The sequence below is a fragment of the Caballeronia sp. LZ028 genome (assembly GCF_031451415.1).
In the GTDB taxonomy this organism is placed as follows: domain Bacteria; phylum Pseudomonadota; class Gammaproteobacteria; order Burkholderiales; family Burkholderiaceae; genus Caballeronia; species Caballeronia zhejiangensis.
This window is the reverse complement of sequence record NZ_JARUXN010000020.1, coordinates 1-25,560: the sequence shown is the minus strand read 5'-3', so window position 1 is coordinate 25,560 and position 25,560 is coordinate 1. Positions and strand designations below refer to the sequence as shown.

The following is a 25,560-nucleotide window of genomic DNA, read 5'->3' as shown; positions in this document are numbered from 1 at the left end:
CCGCCGAAAGTCGGCTCGAGCGCGGCGATCACGTCGACGAGCTTGTGCGGATCGCTTTCGTTCAGCTCGATATCGAACACGTCGATGCCGGCGAACTTCCTGAAGAGCACGGCCTTGCCTTCCATCACCGGCTTCGATGCGAGCGGCCCGATGTTGCCGAGGCCCAGCACGGCCGTGCCATTGCTGACGACGCCGACCAGATTGCTGCGCGCGGTGAAGCGCGCGGCGTTCAGCGGATCTTCGACGATCGCTTCACAGGCGCTGGCGACGCCGGGTGTATAGGCCAATGCTAGATCGCGCGGCGTCAGCATCGACTTGGTCGACGCTATCTCAATCTTCCCCGGAGTTGGAAATTCGTGATAGTTGAGCGCCTCGGCGGCAAGCGCCGCTCGTTTGTCTTGGGTCATATGGGTCGGTTGGCGTGTTTCTTTGACACAATGTTGATAAAAACGTGCTGACGCTTTTCACGTCACTCCGACACGGCTTCGAGCACTTCGCCGCGTGTCTCGACGCCGAATCGCAGTACAACGAGCGATGCGACAGCGAAGCACGTTGCTCCGAAGATGAACACCCCGCCTTGTTGTACGACGGGCAAGAGCCAGCCGATGAGCGTAGGCCCGAGCAATGCGCCGATCCGTCCGCAGAACGACGCGAACCCGCAACCCGTTGCTCGAGCACGCGACGGATAGAGTTCGGGGGTATAAGCGTAGAGCACGGCCCACATGCCGAAGGCGAAGAACTGCATTCCGGCACCCGTTATGATCAATCCCGCTGAGGACGCACCCCATTGCGCTGCATGACCGAAGACATAGGTCATGATCGCCCCACCGAGCAAGGTTGCGACACACGTCGCTTTTCTGCCCCAGTGTTCGACGGCCCACGCAGCGGTCAGGAAACCCGGGATGCCGCCCAACGAGATGTACACCGTGAACAGCACGGACTTTGTCACCGCAGAACCAGATGCCTGAAGCAATGCTCCGAGCCACGTGTTGAGTCCGTAAAAGCCCAACAGCGCAAAGAACCAGAGCACGCCGACCATCATGGTCCGCTGACGATAGGCGCAGGACCAAAGCACCTTCAGACCGCGCGCTTCATGATGACGGGCGTCCACCGAAAGCGTGACCGACGGAAGCGTGTCGATCTTCAGTTTGCTCATTACCGTCTGTTCGATACTTGAGACGATTTGCTCGGCTTCTTCATGACGTCGCTGCGATTCGAGCCAGCGCGGAGATTCCGGCACGCTGCGGCGGATGACGAACAGAAACAAGGCCGGAATCGATTCGATGAGGAACAACATTCTCCAGTTGTGCGATTGGAGCACCACGTAGGACAGCAAGCCCGCGCACACAAACGCGATTGGCCAGTTTCCGTCCATGAGCGCGAGGTATTTACCGCGGCTCTTCGCCGGAATGAACTCGGACAAGAGCGTTTGAGCAAGCGGCAACTCCATGCCCATGCCGATACCTAGCAACACGCGGTAAATGCCCAGTTCTGTCGCGTCACTCGCGGTGTAGCACAGCAAACTTCCTATTCCCCACACGACCATACTGATCTGGAACACCGGCTTACGTCCGAAACGATCGGCTAGCATTCCCGAGCAGACGGCACCGCAGGCCATCCCTACGAATCCTGCACTGCCCAGCAGGCCGGCTTGCGCAGGCGACAAACCGAACTCCGACTTGATTGAACCCAGAACGAACGTCATGGTGGCGAGGTCGACGTTGTCAAAGAAAAACGCAAGCGAAATGATCATAAATAGCCAGCGGTGGTAACCGCAAACCGGCAGTCTTTCGAGCCGGTCTGCCACGCCAAAGCATGTGACGTCGACATTGCCCATCTTCATTCGAGTATCTCCTCGGTGACTTCCTGTACGTGGATTTGCCGAATTACTTCCCTGCGGCAGATCCACTATCAGTCGTCAAAAGAAGACAGGCGCGTTAGAAGATGTCGTCGATGGTCGCGCTTACGCCAAGTTATGCTGCCGCGCAACGGCTATGCGTCGCCCAGAGTCCGTTTTGCAAATCGATTGGGATCGAAGGCGTCGGGCGCGAGGCCGGACATAGTCGCGCCGGAGGCAAACGGGTAGCGAAGATACGGAGCTTGGGGCTGACCAGGCGGAGAATATTGACCGTCGGCGAGAATGCGCTTCTTTGCCGTCATCTCAATTACAGCGCAACGAATCACAATGATCTGGTTGGCCGCGCCCTGTTCGATTGGAGAATAATCTTTCTCCGGGCGGAATTTGTCTAGTGCCTGGTTCTGATGGCGAATAACGGCATCGGTGTTGTGATCGATGGACGCTTGGCAGCGGGCAATCACGCTGTAATACTCGAGACTCGTATTCTGTCCTTTGGGCGCCTTGAGCAGGGACACAGGTCTGTCCACCTCGATAGTGATGTGTCCGTTCTCGCGCAACTTCTGAGCGAAGCTGCCAAAGCGGGAGCAGTGAATAAGGAATGCATCGCCCGTAAACGTGAAGCTCTGAGCGAGCACGTACGGAAAAGGCTTGTCGTGTACGGCGACTCTACAAATAAGTTCATCTTTCAGGAAAGCGAGAATTGATGGCCAGTCTGTCCATGCGAGATCGCTTCGACGCATTTGAACGTTAAGGAAGGATGGGGTCATTGTGGATGTGGTTCATTGAAAGCAGATGATGTCGTCTCTGGCCGGACCTGTGCCTATGCCTGCGATACGGCTTCCGGTTCGTCGCTCGATATGCGCGATCAGACCGCGCAGCGAAGGGGGCAAACTGGCATTCAACGGTCCCGCGAAGGAAGGGAACCAGCGAAGCGACGTTTCGTCGAACACCGGAATGGCGCCCGACGCGTTATTGGGGAACAGGGCGAGGCTGTCGCACTTGTTGAGATAGATCTCGTCTACGGCGTGACGACATACCGCGTCGGCAAGCTGCGAAACGTCTAGTGCGCCGATGCGCCGGGGCCGCCCGCTGCCCGTGCCGTATTCGTCCGTCAGCATCCGCAGCGCGATGCCAAGCTCGAACGGATCGCCGGATGCAAGAAGCGCATGCGGATCGAACCTCGCCCGTTCGGCTTCGCCCCCGGTCCCCTCCTTGGCGGCCCGAGCACAGTAGGACGCAGACGCCATGCCGCCGAATTCAGAGGGAAACGGCCCCGCACCCACGCGCGAGACGATCGCTTTCGCCACGCCGATCGTCTTTCGGTGAAAGTGGCACGAGAGATCGCCACCGACGTAGGCGAAGGATGCACTCGTATGGCTCGACGTGACATAAGGTTGATCGCCTAGCGACACGTCGAGTTGCAACGACTGCGCGCCCTCGAAAAGCACCCGCTTCCCCGCTCTCACCAGTCGCGTCAGGAATAAGTCGTCCATCGTCACGAAAGGCAAGATGCGCGTCCACGCCGCCCGAAGTCGATGGAAGGTGGCGGCGATTTCGGCCTCATGCGCTTTGGAACAAGGTGCCGACAGGCGGTCGTACGCTGCCATCTGTCCGAAGGCGAGGTCGAGGTTCTCGTGCAAATCGCGAAGTTGAACGACGGTACGGCATTCGGAGCGCATTCGAAGCGCGAGATCTGCATAGCACGGACCGATGCCGTTTCCTGTCGTTCCGATGTGCGATCCGTGTAGCACGTCCATGCGGACATGAACGGGTTGGACGACGATGCAACGGCCGCTGATGACCAATCGTCCGTCGAGCGTCAGGCCGGCGCGTTCGAGCGCGTCAATCTCGCCGGCCAGCTTCTCGAGGTTCACCGCGCAGCCCGAGCCGATGTAGAGCAGCTTGTCAGGGTGAAATGCGCCCGATGGCACCTGCGCTAGCTTCGCGCTTCCCAGCGGCGTACGGACCGTATGCCCCGCGTTGGCACCGCCGTTGAACCGAGCAATGATGTCGTAGGCGTGAGCCAGATGGTCGATGATCTTGGCCTTGCCTTCATCACCATACTGAAGGCCGACGAGAACGTCCGCGTAACCGCGCGTCATAGTCATCAGTCTTCGACGACGAAGGTCGCTTCCACTTCCACCGGCGCATTCATCGGCAGGCTAGCGACGCCGATCGCTATGCGCGCATGTTCGCCACGCTCGCCGAAGAGCTGAGTGATCAAATCCGACGCCGCGTTGATGATCATCGGTGCATCGGCGAAGCCTTCAGATGTGACAACGTAACCGCCGACTTTCAGCACCTTCGAGATGCGCTCGAGGTGGCCGTCGGTCGCCAAGTGCGCCCATCCAAGCACGTTGAGCACGCAGAGTCGCGCTGCGCTGCGTGCATCCTCGACGGACACCACTTCCGGCACGGACCCGGTCCACTGTGCCTTGCCGTCACGGACCGGCAATTGCCCGGAGATGACCAGCAAGTTTCCGTGTCGATTGAATGGTTTGAACGCTGCACGGACCGGTGTATGGACGGGCAAGCCGAGACCCGCTTCCTTAATGCGATCGTAGATTGACATCTTCTCTCCTTAACGCCGCCGGAACGAGGCGGCTCAAGATCATTCTGGAGAGGACGCGGACGTCATGCTCTCGCGGATAGGCCGCGCTCTATCGCGTAAATGCCAAGTTCATCACTCCGACATCACCCTGAAAAACTCGCTGGGGCTTCGTCCAAGCGATTTGCGGAACATCGCGCTGAAGGCGCTCGGGCTGTCATAACCGAGCACCGACGCGATCTCGGTGACAGAGCGGTTCTCGGCCAGCATCTGGACCGCTGCCAGCAATCGCGCCTGTTGACGCCAGCGCGTAAATGTCATTCCCGTCTGATCTGGAAAGAGCCGGATAATGGTCCGCTCGCTTGCCCCGACAACTTTGCTCCAGGACTCGAGCGAGGTTTCTTCTGCTGGGTTCGCGATAATCCAGCGGCATATACGCGCGATGCGCTCGTCTGCCGGCATCGGCAAGTGCAAAGGCTCGACCTGTAACGGCTTTACCTCGCGATAGAGCAGCTCGACGACGAGCCCGTCTCGTCCTTGCTCGTCGTAGTCGACGGGCATCGCGACGATGGCCGCGATCAGCTCCCGAAGAAGCGGAGAAATGGAGACAACACAACAGTTCGACGCGTCGAGCGGTGTGCGTTGCGGCGCGAAGTAGAGCGTGCGCATTTCGATCTTGCCGACGGCCTGCATGCAGTGCCTGACCCCTGGCGGAACCCAAACGGCCCGTTGGGGCGGCACCACCCACGAGCCGCCGTCGGCCGTGACCAGTATTGATCCCGCGTAGGCGTAAATGAGTTGCCCTCGGACGTGCGCGTGATAGTCGATAAAGAACCGGTCCGGCAGGTCACGGGCCATTCCTCCCACGGGCCGCGCGATTGCCTGATAATCCTCACGGTCCTCGCTCTTTCCGAACATGGCGTTTCCTCGTTGATCGTTGTCACGTGCGCGCGCGCCGGCCAGACCGAGTCGCGGTACGGTTAAAGGCGATCCACGGACCGGATCGATCATTCAAACACTCATCTGTTTCTCGAGGTACAGCATGCCGGTTTACCGCTCATTCGATCAAGAGGCGCTCGACAATCAATACAACGTCCGCGCGGGCATTCCAGACCATCTCGAAGTGTTCGCAAGGTGGAAAACGGAAAGCAAACGCTTTCGCGCGGAGCACACGGTCCGCGAAGACCTTCGCTACGGGAACGACGCACAGCAGGCGTACGATTTCTTTCCTGCCAGGACGAACGGGCGCCCCGTGCTGGTCTTCATTCATGGGGGATATTGGCAGTCGCTTGACAAGTCGGATTTCAGCACTGTCGCCCGGCCGTATCTTGAAGCGGACATCAACGTTGCCGTGATCAACTACCGGCTGGCGCCTTCCGTGCGCATGGCCGATATCGTATCTGACAACATCGAGGCCATCGCGAATCTGTATCGAAACGCGGAGCAACTGAGCTTCGACCGCAACGCGATCTTCGTATCTGGAAGCTCTGCGGGCGGACATTTGACCGCCATTCTTGCGGGGACGGACTGGGAGAGCCGCGGCCTGCCGAACGATGTCCTGAAGGGCGCCTGCGCAATCAGCGGTCTGTACGATCTCGAACCGATTCGTCTTTGCTACCTCAATAAGGTCGTGGGACTAGACGAGGCGGAGGTGCGCGCGTATAGCCCGAAGTTCCATCTCCCCAAGCGGCCGTTGCCTTTCATCCTGACAGTCGGCGGCGACGAATCGGACGAGTTCCATAGGTTGCAGGCTGAGTATCAGACGCTGTTGAACAACCATGGGCTGGACGTGCGGATCGTCCGACAAGCCGATGGACATCATTTCGATGCGGTCGATCGTCTCGGCGAACCGGCCGCGGCACTATCAAAGGCCGTTATCGAAATGATCGAATCGTAAGCGTCGACAATCATCCCACTAGGTATGCGGCCGAACGACATTGTATTTTGCCCTCGGCCTGCGCTGGGCGATCGGAATTTCTGAACCGCCTATAAGGACCTCCCCATTTCTGCAAGCAGGTTTTGAAGAGTCATTAGTCAAGTACCGGTGGCACTCGAGACGTGAGTGGCATGGATGGCGGGAAGACAGACTGCACGCCTATAAACGGCCTTATTGGGCGCTGTAACAGCTGCTGCACCCGGGCCCGGATAGCAACCGCGCAGCGGGACTCCATCCCCGGGTCGGCGAGTCGATGCGCTGTGGCGCCTTACGGTTCATCGAGTTCGCCCGCTGCCGGTCTGACCTGTCCGCTATCCTTTACCTATGCGTCTTCAAGCGTGAAGTAATGACTGGTTGGCTCCTGCTTCACATGTATGTTGCGGGGATCACCGCGCTCGGAGTACCGACCACGTCCTCGACGAAGCCGGTCCGCATGCGGTGAAGCACGAGCACTTTGCTGGGCAGGTGACCTGATCGGCACGAAGCGCATCTGTGGGCGGCTAGCCGCCTCGCAGATTGCCTCGGCATCCTGTGCATCATTCTTTACGTGCGGACCTCCTTTGCGATAGGGGGCAGCGAATTGCGGTGGAATGAGCCGGACATCGTGTCCGAGCGAGCGTAACTTGCGCGCCCAATAATGGGCACCGCCGCACGCTTTCATAGCTACCAGGCAGGGCTCAAGATTGGCAAACCAGTTCACGAACCGTTCGCGAGAAATCGCCTTCCGTACAACGACACGTTCGGCGCGGTCAACTGCGTGGACCTGCATCACGTTCTTGGCCAGATCCACACCAACGCGAGCAATCTGTTCCATGACTTCCCCCTTCGCTGAAGGTTGCGTAGCAACAGCCATGATGACATCGCTAGGTGCCGCTCGGGCGATGGAGGAAGTCCTTACCAATTCCCGGAAATGTAGGAGACTTCGGATCTTGGCTGTAACGGGAGATTTGAAGCATGGAAAACGAAAGCAAGGCAAGGAAGCCCACCGGGGTGCGATATTCGGACGAGGTCCGTGAGCGAGCGGTGCGGATGGTGTTCGAGCACCAACACGAATATCAAACGCAGGGGGCGGCGATCCGCTCGATCGCGTCGAAGATGGGGATGTCGCGCGAGACGCTTGACAACTGAATCATTCAGGCTGAGCGCGACCGTTGCCAACGAGTGGGCGCGACAGCTTCGGAGTTGGCGCGACTGAAGGAACTGGAGCGCGAGAATCGTGAACTGCGCACGGCCAACGAGATCCTGCGCAAGGCTTCTGAATATTTCGCGCAGGCGGAGCTCGACCGCCGATCGAAGCCATGATCGCGTTCATCGACGAGCATCGCGACGTCTACGGCATCGAGCCGATCTGCCGCCTGCTGCCGATCGCGCCGTCGACGTACTACCGGCATGCCCGGCGGCGCAGCGATCCGGAGCAATGGCCAGCACGAGCGCGTCGTGATATTGAACTGAAGGCCCTCATCCGGGCGGTCTGGGACGAGAACTTCGGCGTGTATGGAGTGCGCAAGGATGCGATGCTGAATGCCTTCGAGACGACCTCGGGAATGCGTTCCAGGCTATCGATCTCAGTGACCCATTTCGCGATGCCGCCGAACATCCTGCGGTAATCTACTTCCTGAAACGCACCGCGCCTCATGAAGCCGTGCCCCACCTGTCCGATGAACAGGATCATCGGCGTCGAGTCCTCGCTTGCGGTGTGCACGCCATTGGCCGCGTGAGTTGCGCCCGGGCCGCGCGTGACGAAACAGATGCCCGGGCGTCCCGTGAGTTTGCCGTAGGCATCGGCGATGTTGGACGCCGCGCCTTCACGGCGCGTGACGATGGTGCGGATGCCGTGCGTGTCATGCAGCGCACCGAGCGTGGCGAGATAGCTTTCGCCGGGTACGCAATAGACGGTATCGACCGCGTTGCGGGCGAGCGCGTCGACCGGAATGCGGCCGCCGTTGCGAAGTTCGATCGTGTCAGACATGAATTTCAAGCTCCTTTGAGATTGGCAGAAGAGATCGACACGAACACCTGCCAATGGGTGAGCGCGTCCATATCCGACGGAAGTGGTGGAGAGTCTCGTACCTTCTTCTTTCGCCACGCGTCCGACGGCCAAAGCCAGGAACCTGGAAAGCCGCGCGGTCAACAGGTGGCACCGGAAAAAAACGTCCGCTGCGCCATTCGTTCACTGATGGCGTCCTGAAGATGCGGTCTGAGCAATCAGGCCTGTTCTGGGGGAAGTATGCAGCACGCGTTGAACAGGCTCTTGGCGTCCTTTGCATACCACCTATGCAGTGGCGCCGATGCTTGCTCGCCTCCGCGCATACGGCTGATGGCGATGTCGAGAAGGCGACGCGAAACGGCAAGCGGGATATCGCGAAATCGAGCACGACTGCAGCGCATCGCATGTGGAAACGGCTAAAGGCCTCTTGCCAGAGAGGCCTCTACTCATCACCGTTCCGCTTGTGGGCGTGCCGACGCGACGCTTGCGGGAGGAGCGGCGTCGCATCATGCGCCTCCCTACCCGGCTGCTTCACGAAAGCCAGCAGGCTTGGCTTTGCCAGTGAATATCTGGGTGGAACCGCCGCGTCGTTCGAGGAGGGAAGCTGCCGGCGACGCGACCCTCACGAGCCTGGGCAACCGGCCGCCCATCAATTCAATAACCGCCTTTCTCGCTGTTCACGATTTCCCTGGACGGATCTCTGTACGTCGCAAGCAACTTAGTCGCCGCGCCCGTCAGCAGACCAACGTCGGTTCCGATCGCAACGAAGGTCGCGCCAGCCGCGAGATACTCGCGTGCATAGGGCTCGTCCGATGCCAGAACGCCCGCAGCCTTTCCGGCCTTCCGGACTACGGCGATACCGTTTCGAATCGCCTCGCGAACGGGTTCTGCGCCGCCCTTGCCGAGCAAACCCATCGACGCGCTTAGATCCGCAGGTCCGAAGAACACCCCGTCGACGCCGTCGACCTCCGCAATGGCCGCGAGATTGCCCAACCCGAGCGTCGTTTCGACCTGAACCAGCACGCAAATTTCGTCGGCGGCTTTCTCAAGGTAGCCGGGAACGCGATTCCAGCGCGAAGCCCTGGCCAGCGCCGCACCGACTCCACGGACGCCCTGAGGCGGATAGCGCGTTGCCGCAACGGCTTCAAGCGCCTGCTCCGGAGTATCGATCATCGGCAACAACAGCGTCTGCGCACCGATGTCCAGCAGTTGTTTGATGAGCGCGGTATCGCTTCGAACCGGCCGTACTACCGGATGCGAGTGGTAGGGCGCCATCGCCTGTAACTGAGCGAGAGAACTTCGTAAATCGTTCGGGGCATGCTCGTTGTCGATCAGGAGCCAGTCGAAGCCGGTGGACGCCACGGCCTCCGTGACATAAGCGTCCGCGAACGCGGCCCAGAGGCCGAACTGTGGAATGCCCTCAGAAAGGCCGCGCTTAAAAGTGTTCGTTGGAAGGTCCATGCTCATCCCTGGAAAGAAGGCGGTGATCTGTCGCTTTCGTCGATCTCGACTTCGCGACGACAAACTGATTATCTGGTCTTCCCCCCGTCTCCGACCGCCACGGCTTGCCGTCTCGAATGGCTCGATGCGCGAAATGTCCATCTGGCGGAAAATCTATGCATATCCTCTCGCATGCAGACGGCTAGAGAGGTGCAATGTCGGCCTTTGTAGCGATCACGCAACCGCCATCATCAACGGAGAAGTTCAACTTGAAACGACCACCGCGACCCATGCCAGACAACAAGAAACCCGCGGGCGGAAACGACGCCAACGAGGAATCCTCCAGCGTGCGCGTGATTGGCCGAGCGTTCCAAGTGCTGCGCATTCTGGCGTTAGGTGGGGAACACGGCGTCAGGCTCACCGATATCGTCACCTACTCCGGGCTGAGTCATCCGACGGTCCATCGGATTCTGCAGACCCTTATTGCCGAGGGTGTGGGCGAGCAGGACCGCGCCACCCGGCGCTATCGGGTCGGGCCCGAGATCAGTCTGCTGGGGCTCAGCCGACCGGCGCACTTTCCAGTACGTACGGCCGCGGAGCCCTATCTCACGGCACTGGCCAACGAACTCGGCGACACCACGTTCCTTACCATCCGTGCGGGCTGGGACTCGGTCGCAATCGAGCGCAAGACAGGCTCATATCCCATCAAGGTATTGGCGATCGACGTCGGCACGCGTCGCCCGCTCGGCGTGAGTATCGCGGGAGTCATGTTGCTCGCCACACTGCCACCCGACGAGGCCGAGCACATCTGCAAGATGAACGTGACGCGCCTGCCTGCGGGTGGTCCGTCGATGGACGTCGTTCGCGCGCGCGTCGAGGCCGCGCGTCGCAACGGCTATGCGTATTCCGAAGAGGGCGTACTGCAGGGCACCCGCGCGCTCGCGATCCCCGTATTCGATGACGATGGACAGACGATCGCTGTCGTCGCGATCGCGGCAATGTCCGAACGGCTCGCAGAGCCTGAGCTACCACGCATCGTCAAGGCCATGCGTACGAAGGCGGCGCTCATCACCAAAAGATTGTCGGAAATGCAGCGGGCCGGACGTACTCGCTCACGTTGATCGTTTCGAGCGTGCCTTCAGAATCGCCTTTCAAAAAAATCCACGGTACGGAAATTCATGCGGTTTCGCAGTGGCTGCGGCTCTTACGCCGTGAAATCATCAAGCCACACGAAATGACTGCGCAACGTTGCAGCGCACGAGTCGCCAGCCAGGCGATTCGTCGCGATGCAGCCGATTGCGCCGTAGGAGACACGCATGAACGACACCGCTGTTGCACCGTATGCCCCCGCGCAACGACTGGGGATCATCGTGTCGTGCATGCTCGGCTTCGCGCTCGATCTCTACGATGTGTTGATCATGCCGTACCTCATGCCGTCGATTCAGCGTTCGATGCACGTCACGCTGGGCGAAGCAGCAAGCATCACGACGATTACGCTGGTGGGCTCCGTTGTCGGCGGCGGTCTGTTCGGCTGGCTCGGAGACCGCATCGGGCGCAGAGCCGCATTGCAATGGACGCTCGTCGTGTTCGCTCTGGCCTCGGTCGGCTCCGCATTCGCGTGGAATTTCGCGGCACTCGTCGTCATGCGCTTCATCGTCGGCATCGCCCTGGGCGGTGAATGGGGCGCCGGCATGGTGCTGTTCAACGAGACCTGGAATCCGCAGCGTCGAGGACTCGGAACCGCGCTCATTCAGGGCTCGGCCACTCTGGCGGGTGCGTGCGCGTCCATCGTCGGTCTCTGGGCGGTTCAGTCCTTCAGTGTCGATTGGGGCTGGCGCGTCGGCTTGCTGACGGGCGGCGCACCCGTCGTGCTCGCGGTGTTCATCCGCTTCTGGATGCCTGAATCGCGCGCCTGGGCGCAATACGACCATACGCGCCGCGCGGGTCTCGCTCCGGCACGCGGGAACACCTTCGCGGAAATGTTCAGCGGTCGTCTGCGTGCCATCTCGATCACTGCGGGCCTGTGGTTGACGACGTACATGTTCTGCTACTACGCAGTGGTCGTGTTCGTCCCGAGCCTGATGCTCAAGACACTGCAAACGCCGCCGGACGTCGTGCGAGCGTCGACGGTTACGGCGGCGCTGGTAGGCGGGATCAGCTACATCGTGATGGGTTGGCTCAACGACCGCCTGGGCCGCCGCTTTGGCGCCGTCGCCCCGTGCGTTTGCTGGTTGATCGCCCTGGGCATCCTGGTCGTAACGCCAAACGCGCGCTTCACCGGCTCGTATCTCGCATGGCCGATTTTCTGGTTGCCCATCGTCTTCGCAATCGGCAGCAGTGCACTCGGCGTAGCCGGCGCCTGGCTCTCGGAGTTGTATCCCATTGAAGTGCGCGCAACGGCCGTGTCCACGATCTACATGGCCGGCCGCGCGGCCGGCAGTCTCGCGCCGCTACTTGTACCGCTTGCGGCGGTCTCGCTGAACGACAGCCTCGCGCGCGGCATGTTGATAGCGCTGCCCGCAGCCGCCATTTTCATCGTTCTCTCGTTCGTGCTGCCCGAGACACGCGGGCGCCGTTTGACCGCTGGTGCTAGCGAGACCGTGGCACGCGGCAATTCACTGGTCAGCGACGAAACCTTGCTCAAGAACGGCCAACGTCGCTAGACACGGCTTCCTACCCAATCGACTATCAGGATTCGGTCATGAAATTTCTCCGCTTCACTTTGCGCGACGGCGACGCACTCCCGCGTGTCGGCGTGCTGCTCGACGACGGCATTGTCGAGATGCGCGAGTTCGCAACGCTCGACGATGTCCTCGCTTCGTCCGATGCGCTCGCCATCGCGCACCGTGCGATCGACACCGCGGGCGCCTCGCGTATCTCGCTCGACGACGTGCGTCTGCTTCCGCCCCTCACGGCGCCGCAGAAGATCTGGTGCATCGGCGTGAACTACAAGGAGCGCAACGAGGAGTATCAGGACAATTCGGAGCTCCCGCGCTATCCCAGCCTGTTCGTTCGCAACGTGGGCTCTTTCGTCGGACACAACGATGCGCTGATTCGCCCGCGCGTCTCCGAGCAACTCGACTACGAAGGCGAACTCGTGCTGGTGATCGGCAAAGCCGGACGCCATATTCCGCGAGAGCGTGCTTTCGAACATATCGCAGGTATGACGCTCGCCAATGAAGGGTCGGTGCGCGACTGGCTCAAACACGGCAAGTTCAACGTCACTCAAGGCAAGAACTTCGATGCATCGGGCAGTCTCGGTCCTTGGGTCGTGACCGCTGATGAATGTGATCCGGCGGCTGAACATGCGATTCAAACACGCGTGAATGGCGAGCTTCGTCAGAACGATACGACCGCGCGCCTCATGTTTCCGTTCGATGCACTGATCGCGTACCTGAGCACCTTTGCCACGCTCCAACCGGGTGACCTGATTCTCACTGGCACGCCGACCGGGACGGGGTGGCGCCAGGACCCGCCGAGCTGGCTTAAGCCCGGTGACGTGGTGGAGATCGAGTCGCCCAGTATCGGCACGCTTCGTAACACTGTGGCTCAGGAGGCCTGATCGCCATGCTCGCACCTGAAATCATCAAGCGCCTGGCGCAATCGCTGGAAGAATCCGAGCGCAGTCGTGAACCTCTCGACATCTTCTCGCACGCGCATCCGGACATTACGATCGACGATGCCTACGCCATTCAAGCTGAATGGATGCGCATCAAGTGCGAAAACGGACGCGCGGTGATCGGCCACAAGATCGGGTTGACATCGAAAGCGATGCAGGAAGCCGTAGGAATCGACGAGCCTGACTTCGGCGTGTTACTCGACGACATGTTGGAGTACGACGGTGCGACCATCGACACTTCTCGCTTTCGCGCCCCGCGCATCGAAGTGGAGCTGGCATTCATTCTTGACAAGCCGCTGTCCGGCCCCGGCTGCACGCTGTACGACGTGCTGGATGCCACGCGCTATGTCGTGCCCGCATTGGAAATTCTTGATGCACGTCTGCATCGAGTCGATCCGGTGACCAAGAGAGGGCGCAAGGTCATGGACACGATTGCTGACAACGCCGCAAATGCTGCGCTCGTGCTCGGCGCGCGCCCTTTCAAAGTGAACGATTTCGATCTGCGCTGGGTTTCCGCACTGCTGTACAGCAACGGCAGTATCAGCGAGACAGGCGTGGCCGCCGGCGTGCTCGGACATCCGGCACTTGGTGTGGCATGGCTCGCCAACCGCCTTGCCGAACACGGCCAAATGCTCGCCGAAGGCGAGATCGTCCTTGCCGGTTCGTTCACGCGAATGATCGACGTCGCGGCAGGCGATGTGATTCACGCGGACTACGGTCCATGCGGCTCGACCTCGTGCCGCTTCATTTGACGAGGAGAGAACGACATGGCCCGCCGCAAGAGCATCTACATTCCCGGCTTCAAACATAAGAATCCCATTCCGAACGCGTGCGTGATCGACGGCGTGCTGACGTCGGGGATCATTCTCGGCATCGATCCGGTCACGGGCGACATGCCCTCCGAGATTCAGGCGCAGTGCGCGAACATGTTCGGTCATGTTCTGGCGATCGTCGAAGCCGCCGGAGGCACGCCGGACGACATCGTCAAGATGACAGTCTGGCTGCGCGACCCTTCTCAGCGGCAACCCGTGAATGACGAATGGGAAAGGCTCTTCCCCCATCACGACGACCGGCCTGCGCGTCATGCGCTGCCGCTGACGGCTGAAGGGCCATCGCTCGTGCAATGCGACGTGATGGCCGTTTTGCCCCGTTAACTCACCGGATTCCAGGACGCTCAAAATGCAAGCGTATTTCCCGTTCGATCCCGAGCCACGCACGCCGTCGAAGATACCGCCGCCGCTCGCATGCGACAGTCAGTTTCACGTTTTCGGCCCTGCCGAGCGCTACCCGGTGCTGCCGGGCGCGGCCTACGAGATGCCCAGCGCGACCATCGAGCTCGCACTGTATCTGCATTCCGTTCTCGGCTTTACGCGGGGCGTGATCGTGCAAGCCACCACGTATGGCGCGGATCATCAGATTGTGCTGGATGGACTGGCGCTTGCTGGTCCCAACTATCGGGGTTGTGCAAATGCGGTCGTGCTCAAGGAGCGCAACGATGCCTACATCGAAAAGCTACACGCGGCGGGTGTGCGCGGCGCACGCTTCTCCCGCGCCGGGCTGGGGCCGTCGATGGACGAGAAAGACATCGAACGGGCACTGGCGCGAGTGAAGGAACTGGGCTGGTATGTGAAAGTTCAGCCGGAGCCCGGCGGCATCGCGTCGACGATTGCGCCTTTCCGCAAGTTGAGCGTGCCCCTGGTGATCGATCACATGGGCCGTCCGGATCCGCAAGCAGGCGATGCCGATCCCTCGTTGAAGGTGGTTCTGGAGATGCTTTCGGAAGGCAACACTTGGACGATGCTTTCGCTCGGCGAGAAAATCACGAAGACAGGTCGTCCCTGGGACGATGTGCTGCCCATTGCGCATAAGCTCATCGAGGCGGCGCCGAATCGATGCATCTACGGCACGGATTGGCCGCATCCCGTCTCGCCGAAGCAGCCGCCGAACGACGCCGACTTGCTCGAACTGCTCTATCGATACGTTCCCGACGACGCGACGCTCAAGCGTGTGCTGGTTGACAACCCCGCCGAATTGTTCGGATTCTGAAGCAAGGAAGAGATGATGATCATCGATTGTCACGGTCACTTCACGACGGTGCCTGCGTCCTTCAAAAACTGGCGTGCGAAGCAGGTCGAACACGCGAACGATCCGGCGAATGCGCCGTCGCGCGATGAAGCACGCGTCAGCGATGACGAGATACGCGATGCCATCGTGAATGGTCAACTGAAGCTGCAACGTGAGCGGGGCAGTGACCTCACGCTGTTTTCGCCCATTGCCGGTTTGATGAGCCACCATCTCGGCAACGAGCGCACCAGCCTCGAATGGGCCGAGATGTCCAATGAACTCGTGCATCGCGTGGCCGAATTGTTTCCTGACAACTTTGCGCCGGTCTGCCAGCTGCCGCAATCGCCGGGAGCGGCGCCCGCGAACTCGGTTCCGGAGTTGCGACGCTGCGTGGAGCAACTCGGCTTTGTCGGATGCAATCTGAATCCTGATCCGAGCGGCGGATACTGGACAGGCAAGCCGGTGACTGACCGTGAGTGGTATCCGGTTTATGAAGCGCTCGTGGACCTGGACGTGCCGGCGATGATCCATGTGGCGTCTTCCTGTAACCCGTGCTTTCACGGCACTGGCGCGCATTACCTGAATGCGGACACGTCCGTGTTCATGCAGATTCTGCAGTCGGACCTCTTCAAGGACTTCCCCACATTGCGCCTCGTGATTCCGCACGGTGGAGGCGCCGTGCCCTATCACTGGGGGCGCTATCGAGGCATGTCGCTGGAGATGCGGGAGCGCCCGCTGGAAGGTTTGCTCGACAATATCTTCTTTGATTCGTGTGTTTATCACCAGCCCGGCGTGGAACTGCTGACGAAAGTCATTCCATCCGACAACGTGCTGTTCGGATCGGAAATGATCGGCGCGGTGCGTGGCCGCGACCCGGCCACCGGCCAGTATTTCGACGATACCAAACGCTATATCGACGCCTGCCCGGCGCTGACCGACGAAGACCGCTTCAAGATTTTCGAAGGCAACGTGCGGCGTGTCTATCCGCGTCTGGACCAGCGCCTCAAGGCACGCGGCAACTAAGGCGGAACGTACCATGTCACAGATCATCGATATCCATCCGCACATCATCTCCGACGACGAAAGCCGCTATCCGCCAGCGCCGTTGTTCGGAAAGCGCTCAGAGTGGTCGAAGGAGCGGCCGACGACCGTCGAGACGCTGATTGAGCAGATGGATCGAGCGGGCGTTGCAAAGGCGGCGGTGGTTCATTCGTCGACAACATACGGCTTCGATAACAGTTATGCGGTCGATGGTTGTGCCCGCTATCCCGGCCGGCTCGTTGCGGTGGGTTCGGTGGACGTTTTGCGGCCGGACGCGCCCGATACGATCCGGAGTTGGGTAGAACGGGGCCTCGTCGGCCTGCGTCTCTTCACGGGCGGCAGCACGCAGGCCTTCGATGCAAGCGTGCTCGAAGATGCGCGTGCTTATCCCTCGTGGGAACTTTGTTCGGAACTCAAGCTGCCAATGTGCATCACGACGAGCGCCGCCGGACTGGCACAGGTCAAGGCACTCGCCAAACGCTTTCCTGATGTCGCTATCGTCATCGATCACATGGCGCGCCCGAATCTCAAGGACGGTCCTCCCTATCGCAGCGCGCACGACTTCTTCGAGCTGGCGTCTCTCGACAACGTGTATCTCAAGCTGACGCCCAAGAACTGCGAGGACGCTCGGTCGGGATCGGCGACCGCCGAGACGTTCTTTCCAAAACTGATCGATGCGTTCGGCGCGCAGCGTCTGGCATGGGGTTCGAACTATCCTACCTCGCCCGGCACGCTCGGCGACATTCTTCGCACCATGCAGGAGAGCCTGAATTGCATCAGCGCCGAAGATCAGGATTGGATATTCGGCAAAACGGCGGCGCGGCTCTATCCGGCGCTTGGCTGAATGCAGATCGACCCTTTGGAACTGGCAGTTTTAACGCAAGGACATGAATCATGAGCGGCGTTCGACTTAATAGCATCATCCGTGCATTCGAATCCGGAAAGCCAGCACTGACCGCATTCTCGAAGCTCGATAAGCAAACGGCCATCGAGATGAGCGATGCGCCCTATGACGGCATCGTGTTCGAGATGGAGCACAACCCGTACGACGTTTCAGCGCTCGGCGACGCGCTCCAATACATGCTGAACCGAAAGGAGATCGCCGCGTCTGGATCGCTCTCGCCGCGCGTCACTCCCATTGCGCGCATTCCGTCGAACGGCGCGGAAATGAATCAGGCATTCGCCAAGCAAGTGCTTGACCGCGGCTGCTACGGCGTGGTGTGGCCGCATGTTTCGACGGTCGAGCAGGCGTACAACGCAGTGGCATCGTGTCGATACGCGAGACCGAAGAATGCCCCGCTCTACGAACCGAAGGGCGTACGCGGCGACGGTCCGGGAACGGCCGCGCGGTACTGGGGCCTCAACATGGCCGACTATTACGCAAAGGCAGACGTCTGGCCGCTTGCGCCGCACGGAGAGATTCTCGTTGGCTTGATGTGCGAGAGCGTCGAGGCAATCGAAAACCTGGACGACATCCTTGCGAACGTTCCCGGCATCGGGTTCATTCTCATCGGCGAAGGTGACCTCAGCCAACAGATTGGCCACCCGCGTCAGTACGAACATCCCGAAGTGCTCGGTGCAATGGCCAAGATCGTCGAGACGTGCAAAAAGCATGGTGTCGTTGTCGGGCATCCGCATGTCACGTCGAAGAATCACGAGAGAGTCCTGAAGGAAGGCTTTGGTTTTCTGATGTCGGCGCATTCGCGGACTTACGGCGTCGTCAGCGAGACGCGCGAACTCGCCGGCTATTGACGAGTGGCGGTCGCAATTCCTTCGCTTGTTTAGCTGTCGCCGCTCCGCGCGCGTACATCAGAGGTATTAAGGAAGTCCACATGTCATCGAACCAGAAAGTGCCGACCCTGCGTGTCAACCTGGACGTACATCCCGTAACGAAGGCGATGCGGGACGGTCGAGTCACGTCGGATCTCGTGAGCCTGGAGTATCGCGGGCCGACCCCCGCCCACAACGGTTTCAAGGCGATGTTGCGCGAGAACAGATTCGATGCCGGCGAACTCGCGATCGTCACCTTCCTTCAGGCGAAGGCTTACGGCAAGCCCTACGTGCTGTTGCCGGCGCCCATTCTCGGGCGGCTTCAACACCACTGTGCGGTGTACAACTCGTCGTTCGGCGAACTTGCGCCTAAAGACATCGAAGGAAAGCGGGTCGGTGTGCGCTCTTATGCCCAAACAACGGGCCTGTGGGTCAGGGGCATTCTTCAGCACGAGTACGGTGTCGACCTCGACAAGGTTCATTGGGTGACGCTTGAAGACGGGCATGTTGCCGAGTACGTCGAGCCCGCCGGTTGCGAGCGTTTGCCTCATGGGACATCGATCGCGCAGCGCATGCTGGACGGCGATCTGGCAGCGGCACTGCTCGGAGCGCCGGACATGCCGAAGGATCAGAACGTCCGCACGCTCATTCCTGACGCTCACGCCGCAGCAGAGGCCTGGTTCACTCGCGAGGGAGTCGTGCCAATCAACCACATGTTCGCCGTGCATGAAGACCTGTCCCGGCGACATCCCGAGATCGTGCGGGACATTTACCGGATGATCGTGGAAAGCGGTGAACTCGCGGAAGGTCTCCCGTCGCTTTTTCCGCCGATAGGGCTGGAGGCGAATCGGAAGAATCTTCAGCTGGCTATCGATTGGTCGGTCGAACAAAAGATTATTCCGCACCGCTTGAGTGTGGATGAACTGTTCGATGACGTGACGGGAGCTTTGGGCTGAGCCGTAACGCGAGCCCCGGAGATGGGGCCCGCAGCGAATGAAACGAAGTCGGGACGCGTGGGCGTTCTTAACTAAATTAGCAATACATAACAATAGTATTCTGGAGACGGCGATGAAGAAAACAAGAGTTTGATCAGGCGTTGTCGTGTGTACAGCTGAACCTGATATTGCTTGCGCGGAAATCCGGATGTGCCATCAGGCCGCAATGATTGCCGCGTGACTCAACGAACCAAGAAAATAGGAAGCACGGAGATGATTAAACGTATTTCTTTGGCGCTGGCCATTGGGTCGATTGCCGGTGCCGCATGTGCACAATCGAGCGTGACGCTCTCGGGCGTTCTCGACGGCGGCATCCGTTACACGGACTCGAAAGCAGGTGCGACCTGGTCGACCAATAATCGTGGATGGTACAGCTCGAATCGCGTCATATTCACGGGCACGGAGGACCTGGGCTCGGGTTGGGCAACGTTCTTCCGGCTGGAAACAGGTTTCTTCCTGGCCAGCGGAGCGCTGGATAATACAAACGATGTGCTGTTCAACCGTGCCTCGTACGTCGGTGTTCGCGGCCCGTACGGCACTGTGATTGCGGGTCGTCAGTTCACGATCGCGCACGATGTCGCGTATGACTATGACCCGTTCAATCTTCTCTATCCGACGCTGATTCCCGTATCTGGTGCGTCAGCCGGATTCCGTGTCAGTAACGACGTCAAATACATCGCGAAGATCGGTGGTCTCGATGTGCGCGCCGAGAACTCTTTCGGAGGCGTGGCCGGAAACTTCAACGCGGCGGCAATGCGAGGAGTGGGCCTTCAGTACAAGTGGAACTGGCTCAAAGTCGGAGGCGCATACGAATACCGCGACCTGCAACAGGGAACGACCAACGTTTATCGACCCAACAACTACTACACGTTCGGCGCCGAGGTGACCTTCGGGGCGCTGCGCCTTGCTGGTGGTTATATGAACGAGAACCAAACACAAGTCAGCCCGACCTCCGATGTACGAACCCTCAATTACTGGGGAGGTGCAACCTACGATCTACGCCCTGATATTCGTGTGGGGGCGGCATACTACATTACGGACCTGCCGAATCAAAGTGGAAAGCGCAGCCTGGGTGTGGGCAGCGTTACGTACGCTCTCTCGAAGAGAACGCTGGTGTACGCCGAAGTCGACTACACCAAGTATGGCGGGAGCTACATCACGAACACGTCGTTGAATTCGCAAAAGATTCCGCATCAGATCGGTGCTGCGGTGGGTATCAACCACGCCTTCTGAGATTGCGACGAAATTGGCCTGGGAAAGAAACTTGCATGAAGACGGGAGAAGGCATGAACAGGAATCTGGAGATGACCGGCAGTAGTCAAGAGACGCGTTCTGCGGTGGACAGGCCTTGGGCCATACTTTTGTTGCTCACGGTCGGGTGGATGATCTCGTTCATCGATCGTACGAGCTTGTCTTCTGCAATGGCAGACAAAGCCTTCATCCAGGAGTTCGCTCTCACGAGCGTTCAGCGAGGGTGGCTAGGTTCGGCGATTTTCTGGTCCTATGCCTTGCTCCAGTTGCCGATGGGGTGGGTGGTCGATCGCTACGGTGTCAAGTGGCCCTACACGATCTGCTTCGCGCTTTGGTGCCTTGCAGCGGCGGCAACCAGTGTGACTCACTCGCTTTCAGCCCTGATCGTGGTGCGCCTGTTGATCGGAGCGAGCGAAGCGGTGGTGCTTCCGGCCAGCTATCGCTTCATTGCGAACAGCTTCGACGAATCGCGCAAGGGAACTGCGACGGGCATCTTTTCTTTAGGCGGGAAGGTCGGCCCCGCGATCGGTGCAGCTGTAGCTGCGTGGTTGATCGTCGTGTACTCGTGGAAGGCGATGTTCGTGATTACAGGATTGCTGGGCTTGATCTGGTTGCTGCCGTGGCTTGCCATGGCCAAGAACGACTTTCCGACGAAGGATCAGCTCGCAGCCGCGAAGCGTCGTGCGACCAGCGTTCCGCTTCGCAATCTGCTCGCGAGCCCGGTAGTCTGGGGCGGCTTCATCATGACCTTCAGCTACAGCTATTTCGTGTTTTACTGCGCGACCTGGATGCCGTCCTATCTCGTCGAACAGCGCGGGCTGTCTTTGATGAAGTCCGGCGTATTGACGTTCATCAGCTTCATTTGTGTCGCAGTGGTAGCGGTCTCGGCCGGGTGGGTCGCGGATCGCATCATTGCGCGAGGCAAGGATACGCTCATCGTGCGGAAGGCCTTTGTGGTAGCGGGCGCGCTGGGTGGCATGACAGTGATTTTCGGGGCGTATGCCGACTCGCAAGCGATGGCGCTGTTCTGGAATGTCGCGTCGCTTTCGTTGGCCGGATTGGCGACGGCGAATAATCTGGCCTTGTCCAAGCTGACCTTGATCCCTAAGCCCGCGATTGGATTGAACACTGGTTTGCTGACGGTTGCCACGAGCCTCGCAGGCGGTGTCTCGGCCAGTTTGTGTGGATGGCTGCTGCACGTTGGCGGCAGCTACACGTTGCCGATGCTGTCGGCTTGCGTGTTTCTTTTCATCGGCGCAGCAAGCGCTGTGATCTTGATGCGGCGCGAGTGGGCGCCAAAGGTCAACGTGGAATCTGTCGTTTGAGTTGGATGAAGCGCGCGCAGAAAGCGTTCGATCGTTACGCTACTGCGCGCGCTCGACTCACGGCAACTCACCGTGAACGTCCCGCCTGTACCGTGCCTTCGATCTCCGGACCATACGCCCCATTAGTGGTCGGCTTTTTCGACAACGTTGCTTCAGCCTGCTGCAGACGTCGTGGATAAAGCGGGTCGTTCACCAGCGGGCTGTATCCCGCCTTCGCCAACTGCACGAGATGTTCTTGCGCTTGAGCATGAGCGAGAGGCGCGCTCGACTCTGCCAGTGCGAGACCGGGGATCGCGAGGAAAACGGGAACGATAAGTTTGGCGATTGAGCGCATGTGTGGATCCTGGCGAAAGAGGCAGTTGTTTATGAATCGGTGAAGCTAGTGTAGGTGAAAACCCGATAAGGGAATACTCGTATCTCGCATGAGATTCATACAATGTCCGTCCTTCGGACTTTTTCGTGCGACGGCTTTGGATCCACGTTCGAACCCGCGACGACTGGGCCAGTAGCCACCATGAGCGCTGCGCATAGAAAGAAAACTTACCAGTTAACTTTCTATATATGCTATCCTGCGTGAATGAAGAAGAAGCCCCTTCCCGCGACAGATCTGGCCGACGATCTCGCGTCCGATGTCCGCTCGGTCGTTTCCAGGCTGAAGCGCAATCTGCGCGCTCAGTCCTCGATCCATGGCGATCTGACCGCCACGCAAATTGCCGTACTGATGCGCTTGAAGCGCGGCGGACCGGCGTCGACGTCGGAACTGGCGCGCGCCGAAGGTATCCGCGCGCAATCCATGGGAACCGCGATCGCGCCGCTGGAGGATGCGGGGCTCGTCATGGGGACGCCCGATCCTGCCGACGGCCGCCGAACCATCCTGTCACTGACCGACGCGTGCCACGCACTGATCACGGAAGTGCAGAGCGCGCGGCAGGACTGGTTGTCGCGAACCATTCGCGCGCGGTTGTCATCCGCCGAACAGCAGCAACTTGCTGCCGCGATGGAACTGCTCAAGCGACTCGTTGAAGAGTGAGCGGCTTGATCGTTGTCGAACCGCTCAACGTGGGAGGCACCCGAGAATGAATTGGCTTCACTTCGTGTCATGGTTTTTCGGCGGAGCGCTGTTGAGCAACGCGCTTCCGCATCTCACTAGCGGTGTGAAGGGCGAGCCTTTTCAGACGCCATTTGCCAACCCGCCGGGCGAAGGACTCTCGTCGTCCACGGTCAACGTGCTGTGGGGATTCCTGAACCTCGTTGGAAGTTACGCGCTGGTCTGCCATGTCGGCGATTTCGATCTTCGACGCATGGAGGATGCACTCGCACTTGCGCTCGGGATCCTGGCGATGGGCCTGTTCGCGGCCCGGCACTTTGGCCGCTTTCATGGTGGCCGGATGATAGAGCGCTCATGATCGCGCGCGTATTTCGTTCCTTCAGTTCGCTGAGGATCTTCAACTACCGCCTGTGGGCGACGGGTGCGCTCGTTTCCAACATCGGTACATGAATGCAGCGCACGGCGCAGGACTGGCTCGTGCTGACGCAACTGACGCATCACAACGCATCGGCGGTCGGCACGGTCATGGCGCTCCAGTTCGGACCACAGCTTCTGCTGTTGCCGTGGACGGGCTTCGCGGCGGACCACTACAACCAGCGCAAGCTCCTGATGATCACGCAGGCGACGATGGGTGCGCTCGCCCTGGCGCTCGGCGTGCTGACCATCGCCGGCGTCGTCGAGCTCTGGCATGTCTATGTGTTTGCCTTCCTGTTCGGATGCGCATCGGCGTTCGACGGGCCGGTGCGTCAGACCTTCGTCGGCTCGCTCGTCGGCGATGCGGACTTGCACAACGCGGTCGCGCTCAACTCCACGTCGTTCAATGCTGGCAGGATGATCGGGCCTGCGGTGGCGGGAATCGTGATCGGCTCGGTCGGCACGGGTTGGGCTTTCCTGATCAACGGCATCAGTTTCCTGGCAGTGCTGATCTCGATGTCTAAGTTCCGTCTGTCGGAGCTGCGTGAGAGTGCGCGAGCGCATCGGTCCCAGAAGGGCATGACCGAAGGGTTCCGCTATGTGTGGTCCCGGCCCGATCTCAAGACGAATCTGATCATGCTGTTTTTGATCGGGACATTTGGCCTGAACTTCCCGATCTTCATTTCGACGATGGCCGTAGGTGTTTTTCACGCGGACGCGCGAGGCTACGGCCTCTTGTCGTCAATCATGGCGATCGGCACGATGTCGGGCGCGTTCCTCGCCGCGGGCCGTGAAAAGCCCAGCTTCACGGCCCTCTTGATCGGCGCGGCGATTTTCGGGCTGGGCTGCGCACTGGCGGCCATCGCCCCGACTTACTGGGTGTTCGCGGCTGCACTGGTCGTTATCGGAGTTGCCGCGTTGACCTTCACCAACACGAGCAACAGCCTGATGCAGATCTCGACCGGACCGGCCATGCGCGGCAGGGTGATGGCGCTGCGTCTCGGCATCGCACTGGGCGGCACGCCTATCGGCGCTCCGATCGTGGGCTGGGTTGCCAATGACTTTGGTCCTCGCTGGGCGCTGGGGATCGGCGCGGCGTCGGGACTTGCAGCCGCAGCCACCGGAGTGTATGCGCTGCGCCGATGGGCTGATGAAGCTGGCGGCGTCAGCAGGTGCGTACGTAATCATTGATATCGTTGCCTACTCGGCATCGATATGCAGCCTGAACGTCTCTTTGACGTCCGCGAGCCGTCGTAGCATGTCTTTCGCGTTGCTTGTGCGCTTCGGGTCATCGAACGAAACCGCTCGCGCGGTAGGGGCTGCGGTTCGACTTGGCGCGTATTCAAAGGTGGATGGTGAGATTCTGTATGTTGAAGGTCGGGGCAATCCGCCCCGTTCTTCAACGGAGCCGCATCATGACCTTCATTCAACCGGGCGTCAGCCCTCTGCGTCAGCGTATGACAGATGACATGCGCATGCGCCAGCTTTCTCAGAAGACTCAGGCGAGCTATCTGCGCATCGTGCGTGAATTCGCTCGTTATCTCAAACGCTCGCCCGACACTGCGACGGTCGAAGACCTGCGAAACTACCAGTTGTATCTGGTCGATCGCGGAACATCGCCTATCTCTCTCAATGCCGCGATCAGCGGCCTGAAGTTCTTCTTCGAGATCACGCTTCAGAAGCCGGAATAGATGGCTCGGATGCAGCCCGTGCGCGTGCCGCGCGTACTGCCGGTGATCCTCAGCCCGAACGAGGTCCGGCGACTGATTGCGGCAAAAGGTAATTTAAAGCATCAGACAGCGTTGTCGATCGCCTACGGCACGGGTTGCGGGCCGGCGAAGTGGTCGCGCTCAAAGTGGGCGACATCGATAGCCGGCGCATGACGCTGCGCGTCGAACAGGGCAAGGGCCGTAAGGATCGCTATGCGATTCTCTCACCGGTGCTGCTCGAGCGCTTGCGGGTCTGGTGGCGCGTGGCCCGTTCGCAGGGCAAGGTGGATGACGGCTGGTTATTTTCGGGGCTCGATCCTGTCGACCCGCTGACTCCGCGGCAACTCAACGTCGCCTTCACGCTCCCCGCACCGATCAGTGCGATCGCCTGGTATAACAAGCGCGTCATCTCGTACGCTGCTCGGCGTGACCCCAGAACCTTCCGCTGGAACGATTACCGCGAGAAGGGCCGCACCCGCTACAAGGCCATGACGCTCGACACTGGGGAGTTTATGCGCCGCTTCCTGCTCCACGTGCTGCCAGTCGGGTTCCATC

The 25,560-nt window shown here is 60.1% G+C and carries 22 protein-coding genes, 7 pseudogenes and 1 other annotated feature; of the genes and pseudogenes, 19 read left to right on the top strand and 10 right to left on the bottom strand.

Features of this window, described 5'->3' with window-relative positions; translation table 11 throughout:
- The 6 genes and pseudogenes from QCE58_RS33430 to QCE58_RS33405 all read right to left on the bottom strand — a co-directional run.
- Nucleotides 1–407: pseudogene (locus QCE58_RS33430) on the bottom strand (NADP-dependent malic enzyme); the annotation flags it as partial.
- Nucleotides 408–469: 62 nt separating this feature from the next.
- A complete protein-coding gene (locus QCE58_RS33425) occupies nucleotides 470–1,843 on the bottom strand; it encodes an MFS transporter (RefSeq protein ID WP_309781187.1) in 1,374 nt (457 codons plus the stop codon).
- A gap of 149 nt (nucleotides 1,844–1,992) precedes the next feature.
- Nucleotides 1,993–2,625, bottom strand: coding sequence for a pyridoxamine 5'-phosphate oxidase family protein (locus QCE58_RS33420; RefSeq protein ID WP_309781184.1), 633 nt, complete (start codon nucleotides 2,623–2,625; stop codon nucleotides 1,993–1,995).
- Nucleotides 2,626–2,637: 12 nt separating this feature from the next.
- Nucleotides 2,638–3,966, bottom strand: a complete 1,329-nt coding sequence (locus QCE58_RS33415; protein WP_309781183.1) for an adenylosuccinate synthetase — start codon at nucleotides 3,964–3,966, stop codon at nucleotides 2,638–2,640.
- Nucleotides 3,966–4,430 (bottom strand): RidA family protein, encoded by a 465-nt coding sequence (locus QCE58_RS33410; protein WP_309781182.1) that lies wholly within the window; start codon nucleotides 4,428–4,430, stop codon nucleotides 3,966–3,968. Before QCE58_RS33410 ends, QCE58_RS33415 begins: the two co-directional genes overlap by 1 nt.
- A 111-nt stretch (nucleotides 4,431–4,541) precedes the next feature.
- Nucleotides 4,542–5,417 (bottom strand): helix-turn-helix transcriptional regulator, encoded by an 876-nt coding sequence (locus QCE58_RS33405; protein WP_309781180.1) that lies wholly within the window; start codon nucleotides 5,415–5,417, stop codon nucleotides 4,542–4,544.
- Nucleotides 5,418–5,448: 31 nt separating this feature from the next.
- On the opposite strand from QCE58_RS33405, the gene QCE58_RS33400 reads away from it, so the two are divergent.
- Entirely contained in the window at nucleotides 5,449–6,303 is an 855-nt protein-coding gene (locus tag QCE58_RS33400; RefSeq protein ID WP_309781178.1) for an alpha/beta hydrolase, read from the top strand.
- A 442-nt stretch (nucleotides 6,304–6,745) separates the two neighbouring features.
- Here the strand turns inward: QCE58_RS33400 and QCE58_RS33395 are convergent.
- A pseudogene (locus tag QCE58_RS33395) lies at nucleotides 6,746–7,156 on the bottom strand (transposase); the annotation flags it as partial.
- 140 nt (nucleotides 7,157–7,296) lie between these two features.
- Between QCE58_RS33395 and QCE58_RS33390 the strand changes: the two are divergent.
- Nucleotides 7,297–7,850: pseudogene (locus QCE58_RS33390) on the top strand (transposase); the annotation flags it as partial.
- Nucleotides 7,599–7,715: a sequence feature (AL1L pseudoknot), on the top strand. (Overlaps the previous pseudogene by 117 nt.)
- On the opposite strand, the pseudogene QCE58_RS33385 reads toward QCE58_RS33390, so the two are convergent.
- Nucleotides 7,838–8,311: pseudogene (locus tag QCE58_RS33385) on the bottom strand (thiamine pyrophosphate-binding protein); the annotation flags it as partial. The pseudogenes QCE58_RS33390 and QCE58_RS33385 sit on opposite strands and share 13 nt — an antisense overlap.
- Before the next feature lie 672 nt (nucleotides 8,312–8,983).
- Nucleotides 8,984–9,790 carry an aldolase/citrate lyase family protein gene (locus tag QCE58_RS33380; protein WP_309781176.1) on the bottom strand — a complete coding sequence of 269 codons (807 nt, stop codon included), beginning with the start codon at nucleotides 9,788–9,790 and terminating at the stop codon, nucleotides 8,984–8,986.
- 269 nt (nucleotides 9,791–10,059) lie between these two features.
- Here QCE58_RS33380 and QCE58_RS33375 point away from each other — a divergent pair, with 269 nt between their 5' ends.
- From QCE58_RS33375 to QCE58_RS33320, 12 genes are all read left to right on the top strand, one after another.
- Nucleotides 10,060–10,890 carry an IclR family transcriptional regulator gene (locus QCE58_RS33375; protein WP_309781175.1) on the top strand — a complete coding sequence of 277 codons (831 nt, stop codon included), beginning with the start codon at nucleotides 10,060–10,062 and terminating at the stop codon, nucleotides 10,888–10,890.
- 195 nt (nucleotides 10,891–11,085) lie between these two features.
- Nucleotides 11,086–12,432, top strand: coding sequence for an MFS transporter (locus QCE58_RS33370; RefSeq protein WP_309781173.1), 1,347 nt, complete (start codon nucleotides 11,086–11,088; stop codon nucleotides 12,430–12,432).
- A gap of 38 nt (nucleotides 12,433–12,470) precedes the next feature.
- Nucleotides 12,471–13,331 carry a fumarylacetoacetate hydrolase family protein gene (locus QCE58_RS33365; protein WP_309781172.1) on the top strand — a complete coding sequence of 287 codons (861 nt, stop codon included), beginning with the start codon at nucleotides 12,471–12,473 and terminating at the stop codon, nucleotides 13,329–13,331.
- A gap of 5 nt (nucleotides 13,332–13,336) precedes the next feature.
- Nucleotides 13,337–14,140: a 2-oxo-hept-4-ene-1,7-dioate hydratase gene (gene hpaH, locus QCE58_RS33360; protein WP_309781169.1), complete on the top strand. Its 804-nt coding sequence runs from the start codon at nucleotides 13,337–13,339 to the stop codon at nucleotides 14,138–14,140.
- Nucleotides 14,141–14,155: 15 nt separating this feature from the next.
- Nucleotides 14,156–14,542, top strand: a complete 387-nt coding sequence (locus QCE58_RS33355) for a RidA family protein (protein ID WP_309781168.1) — start codon at nucleotides 14,156–14,158, stop codon at nucleotides 14,540–14,542.
- A 25-nt stretch (nucleotides 14,543–14,567) separates the two neighbouring features.
- The gene (locus QCE58_RS33350; RefSeq protein ID WP_309781166.1) at nucleotides 14,568–15,434 is read left to right on the top strand and encodes an amidohydrolase family protein; all 867 of its coding nucleotides are present in this window, start codon (nucleotides 14,568–14,570) and stop codon (nucleotides 15,432–15,434) included.
- Nucleotides 15,435–15,449: 15 nt separating this feature from the next.
- A complete protein-coding gene (locus tag QCE58_RS33345; RefSeq protein ID WP_309781189.1) occupies nucleotides 15,450–16,475 on the top strand; it encodes an amidohydrolase family protein in 1,026 nt (341 codons plus the stop codon).
- Nucleotides 16,429–17,337 carry an amidohydrolase family protein gene (locus QCE58_RS33340; RefSeq protein WP_309781164.1) on the top strand — a complete coding sequence of 303 codons (909 nt, stop codon included), beginning with the start codon at nucleotides 16,429–16,431 and terminating at the stop codon, nucleotides 17,335–17,337. Before QCE58_RS33345 ends, QCE58_RS33340 begins: the two co-directional genes overlap by 47 nt.
- 50 nt (nucleotides 17,338–17,387) lie before the next feature.
- Nucleotides 17,388–18,245, top strand: coding sequence for an aldolase/citrate lyase family protein (locus tag QCE58_RS33335; protein WP_309781163.1), 858 nt, complete (start codon nucleotides 17,388–17,390; stop codon nucleotides 18,243–18,245).
- A gap of 80 nt (nucleotides 18,246–18,325) precedes the next feature.
- Nucleotides 18,326–19,219, top strand: a complete 894-nt coding sequence (locus tag QCE58_RS33330) for a phosphate ABC transporter substrate-binding protein (RefSeq protein WP_309781162.1) — start codon at nucleotides 18,326–18,328, stop codon at nucleotides 19,217–19,219.
- Between the two features lie 252 nt (nucleotides 19,220–19,471).
- Nucleotides 19,472–20,491 carry a porin gene (locus QCE58_RS33325; protein WP_309781161.1) on the top strand — a complete coding sequence of 340 codons (1,020 nt, stop codon included), beginning with the start codon at nucleotides 19,472–19,474 and terminating at the stop codon, nucleotides 20,489–20,491.
- Between the two features lie 35 nt (nucleotides 20,492–20,526).
- On the top strand, nucleotides 20,527–21,834 hold the full coding sequence (locus QCE58_RS33320) for an MFS transporter (RefSeq protein WP_309781160.1): 1,308 nt from the start codon (nucleotides 20,527–20,529) through the stop codon (nucleotides 21,832–21,834).
- Between the two features lie 67 nt (nucleotides 21,835–21,901).
- Here the strand turns inward: QCE58_RS33320 and QCE58_RS33315 are convergent, their stop codons facing one another.
- On the bottom strand, nucleotides 21,902–22,168 hold the full coding sequence (locus QCE58_RS33315) for a DUF4148 domain-containing protein (protein ID WP_309781159.1): 267 nt from the start codon (nucleotides 22,166–22,168) through the stop codon (nucleotides 21,902–21,904).
- 243 nt (nucleotides 22,169–22,411) lie between these two features.
- Here QCE58_RS33315 and QCE58_RS33310 point away from each other — a divergent pair, with 243 nt between their 5' ends.
- The 5 genes and pseudogenes from QCE58_RS33310 to QCE58_RS33290 all read left to right on the top strand — a co-directional run.
- Nucleotides 22,412–22,864 (top strand): MarR family transcriptional regulator, encoded by a 453-nt coding sequence (locus QCE58_RS33310; RefSeq protein WP_309781156.1) that lies wholly within the window; start codon nucleotides 22,412–22,414, stop codon nucleotides 22,862–22,864.
- 46 nt (nucleotides 22,865–22,910) lie between these two features.
- A complete protein-coding gene (locus QCE58_RS33305; protein ID WP_309781154.1) occupies nucleotides 22,911–23,240 on the top strand; it encodes a hypothetical protein in 330 nt (109 codons plus the stop codon).
- A pseudogene (locus tag QCE58_RS33300) lies at nucleotides 23,237–24,487 on the top strand (MFS transporter). The gene QCE58_RS33305 and the pseudogene QCE58_RS33300 overlap by 4 nt, the downstream one beginning before the upstream one ends.
- A gap of 224 nt (nucleotides 24,488–24,711) precedes the next feature.
- Nucleotides 24,712–25,430, top strand: a pseudogene (locus QCE58_RS33295) (tyrosine-type recombinase/integrase); the annotation flags it as partial.
- Nucleotides 25,431–25,442: 12 nt separating this feature from the next.
- Nucleotides 25,443–25,560 (top strand): annotated as a pseudogene (locus QCE58_RS33290) (transposase); the annotation flags it as partial.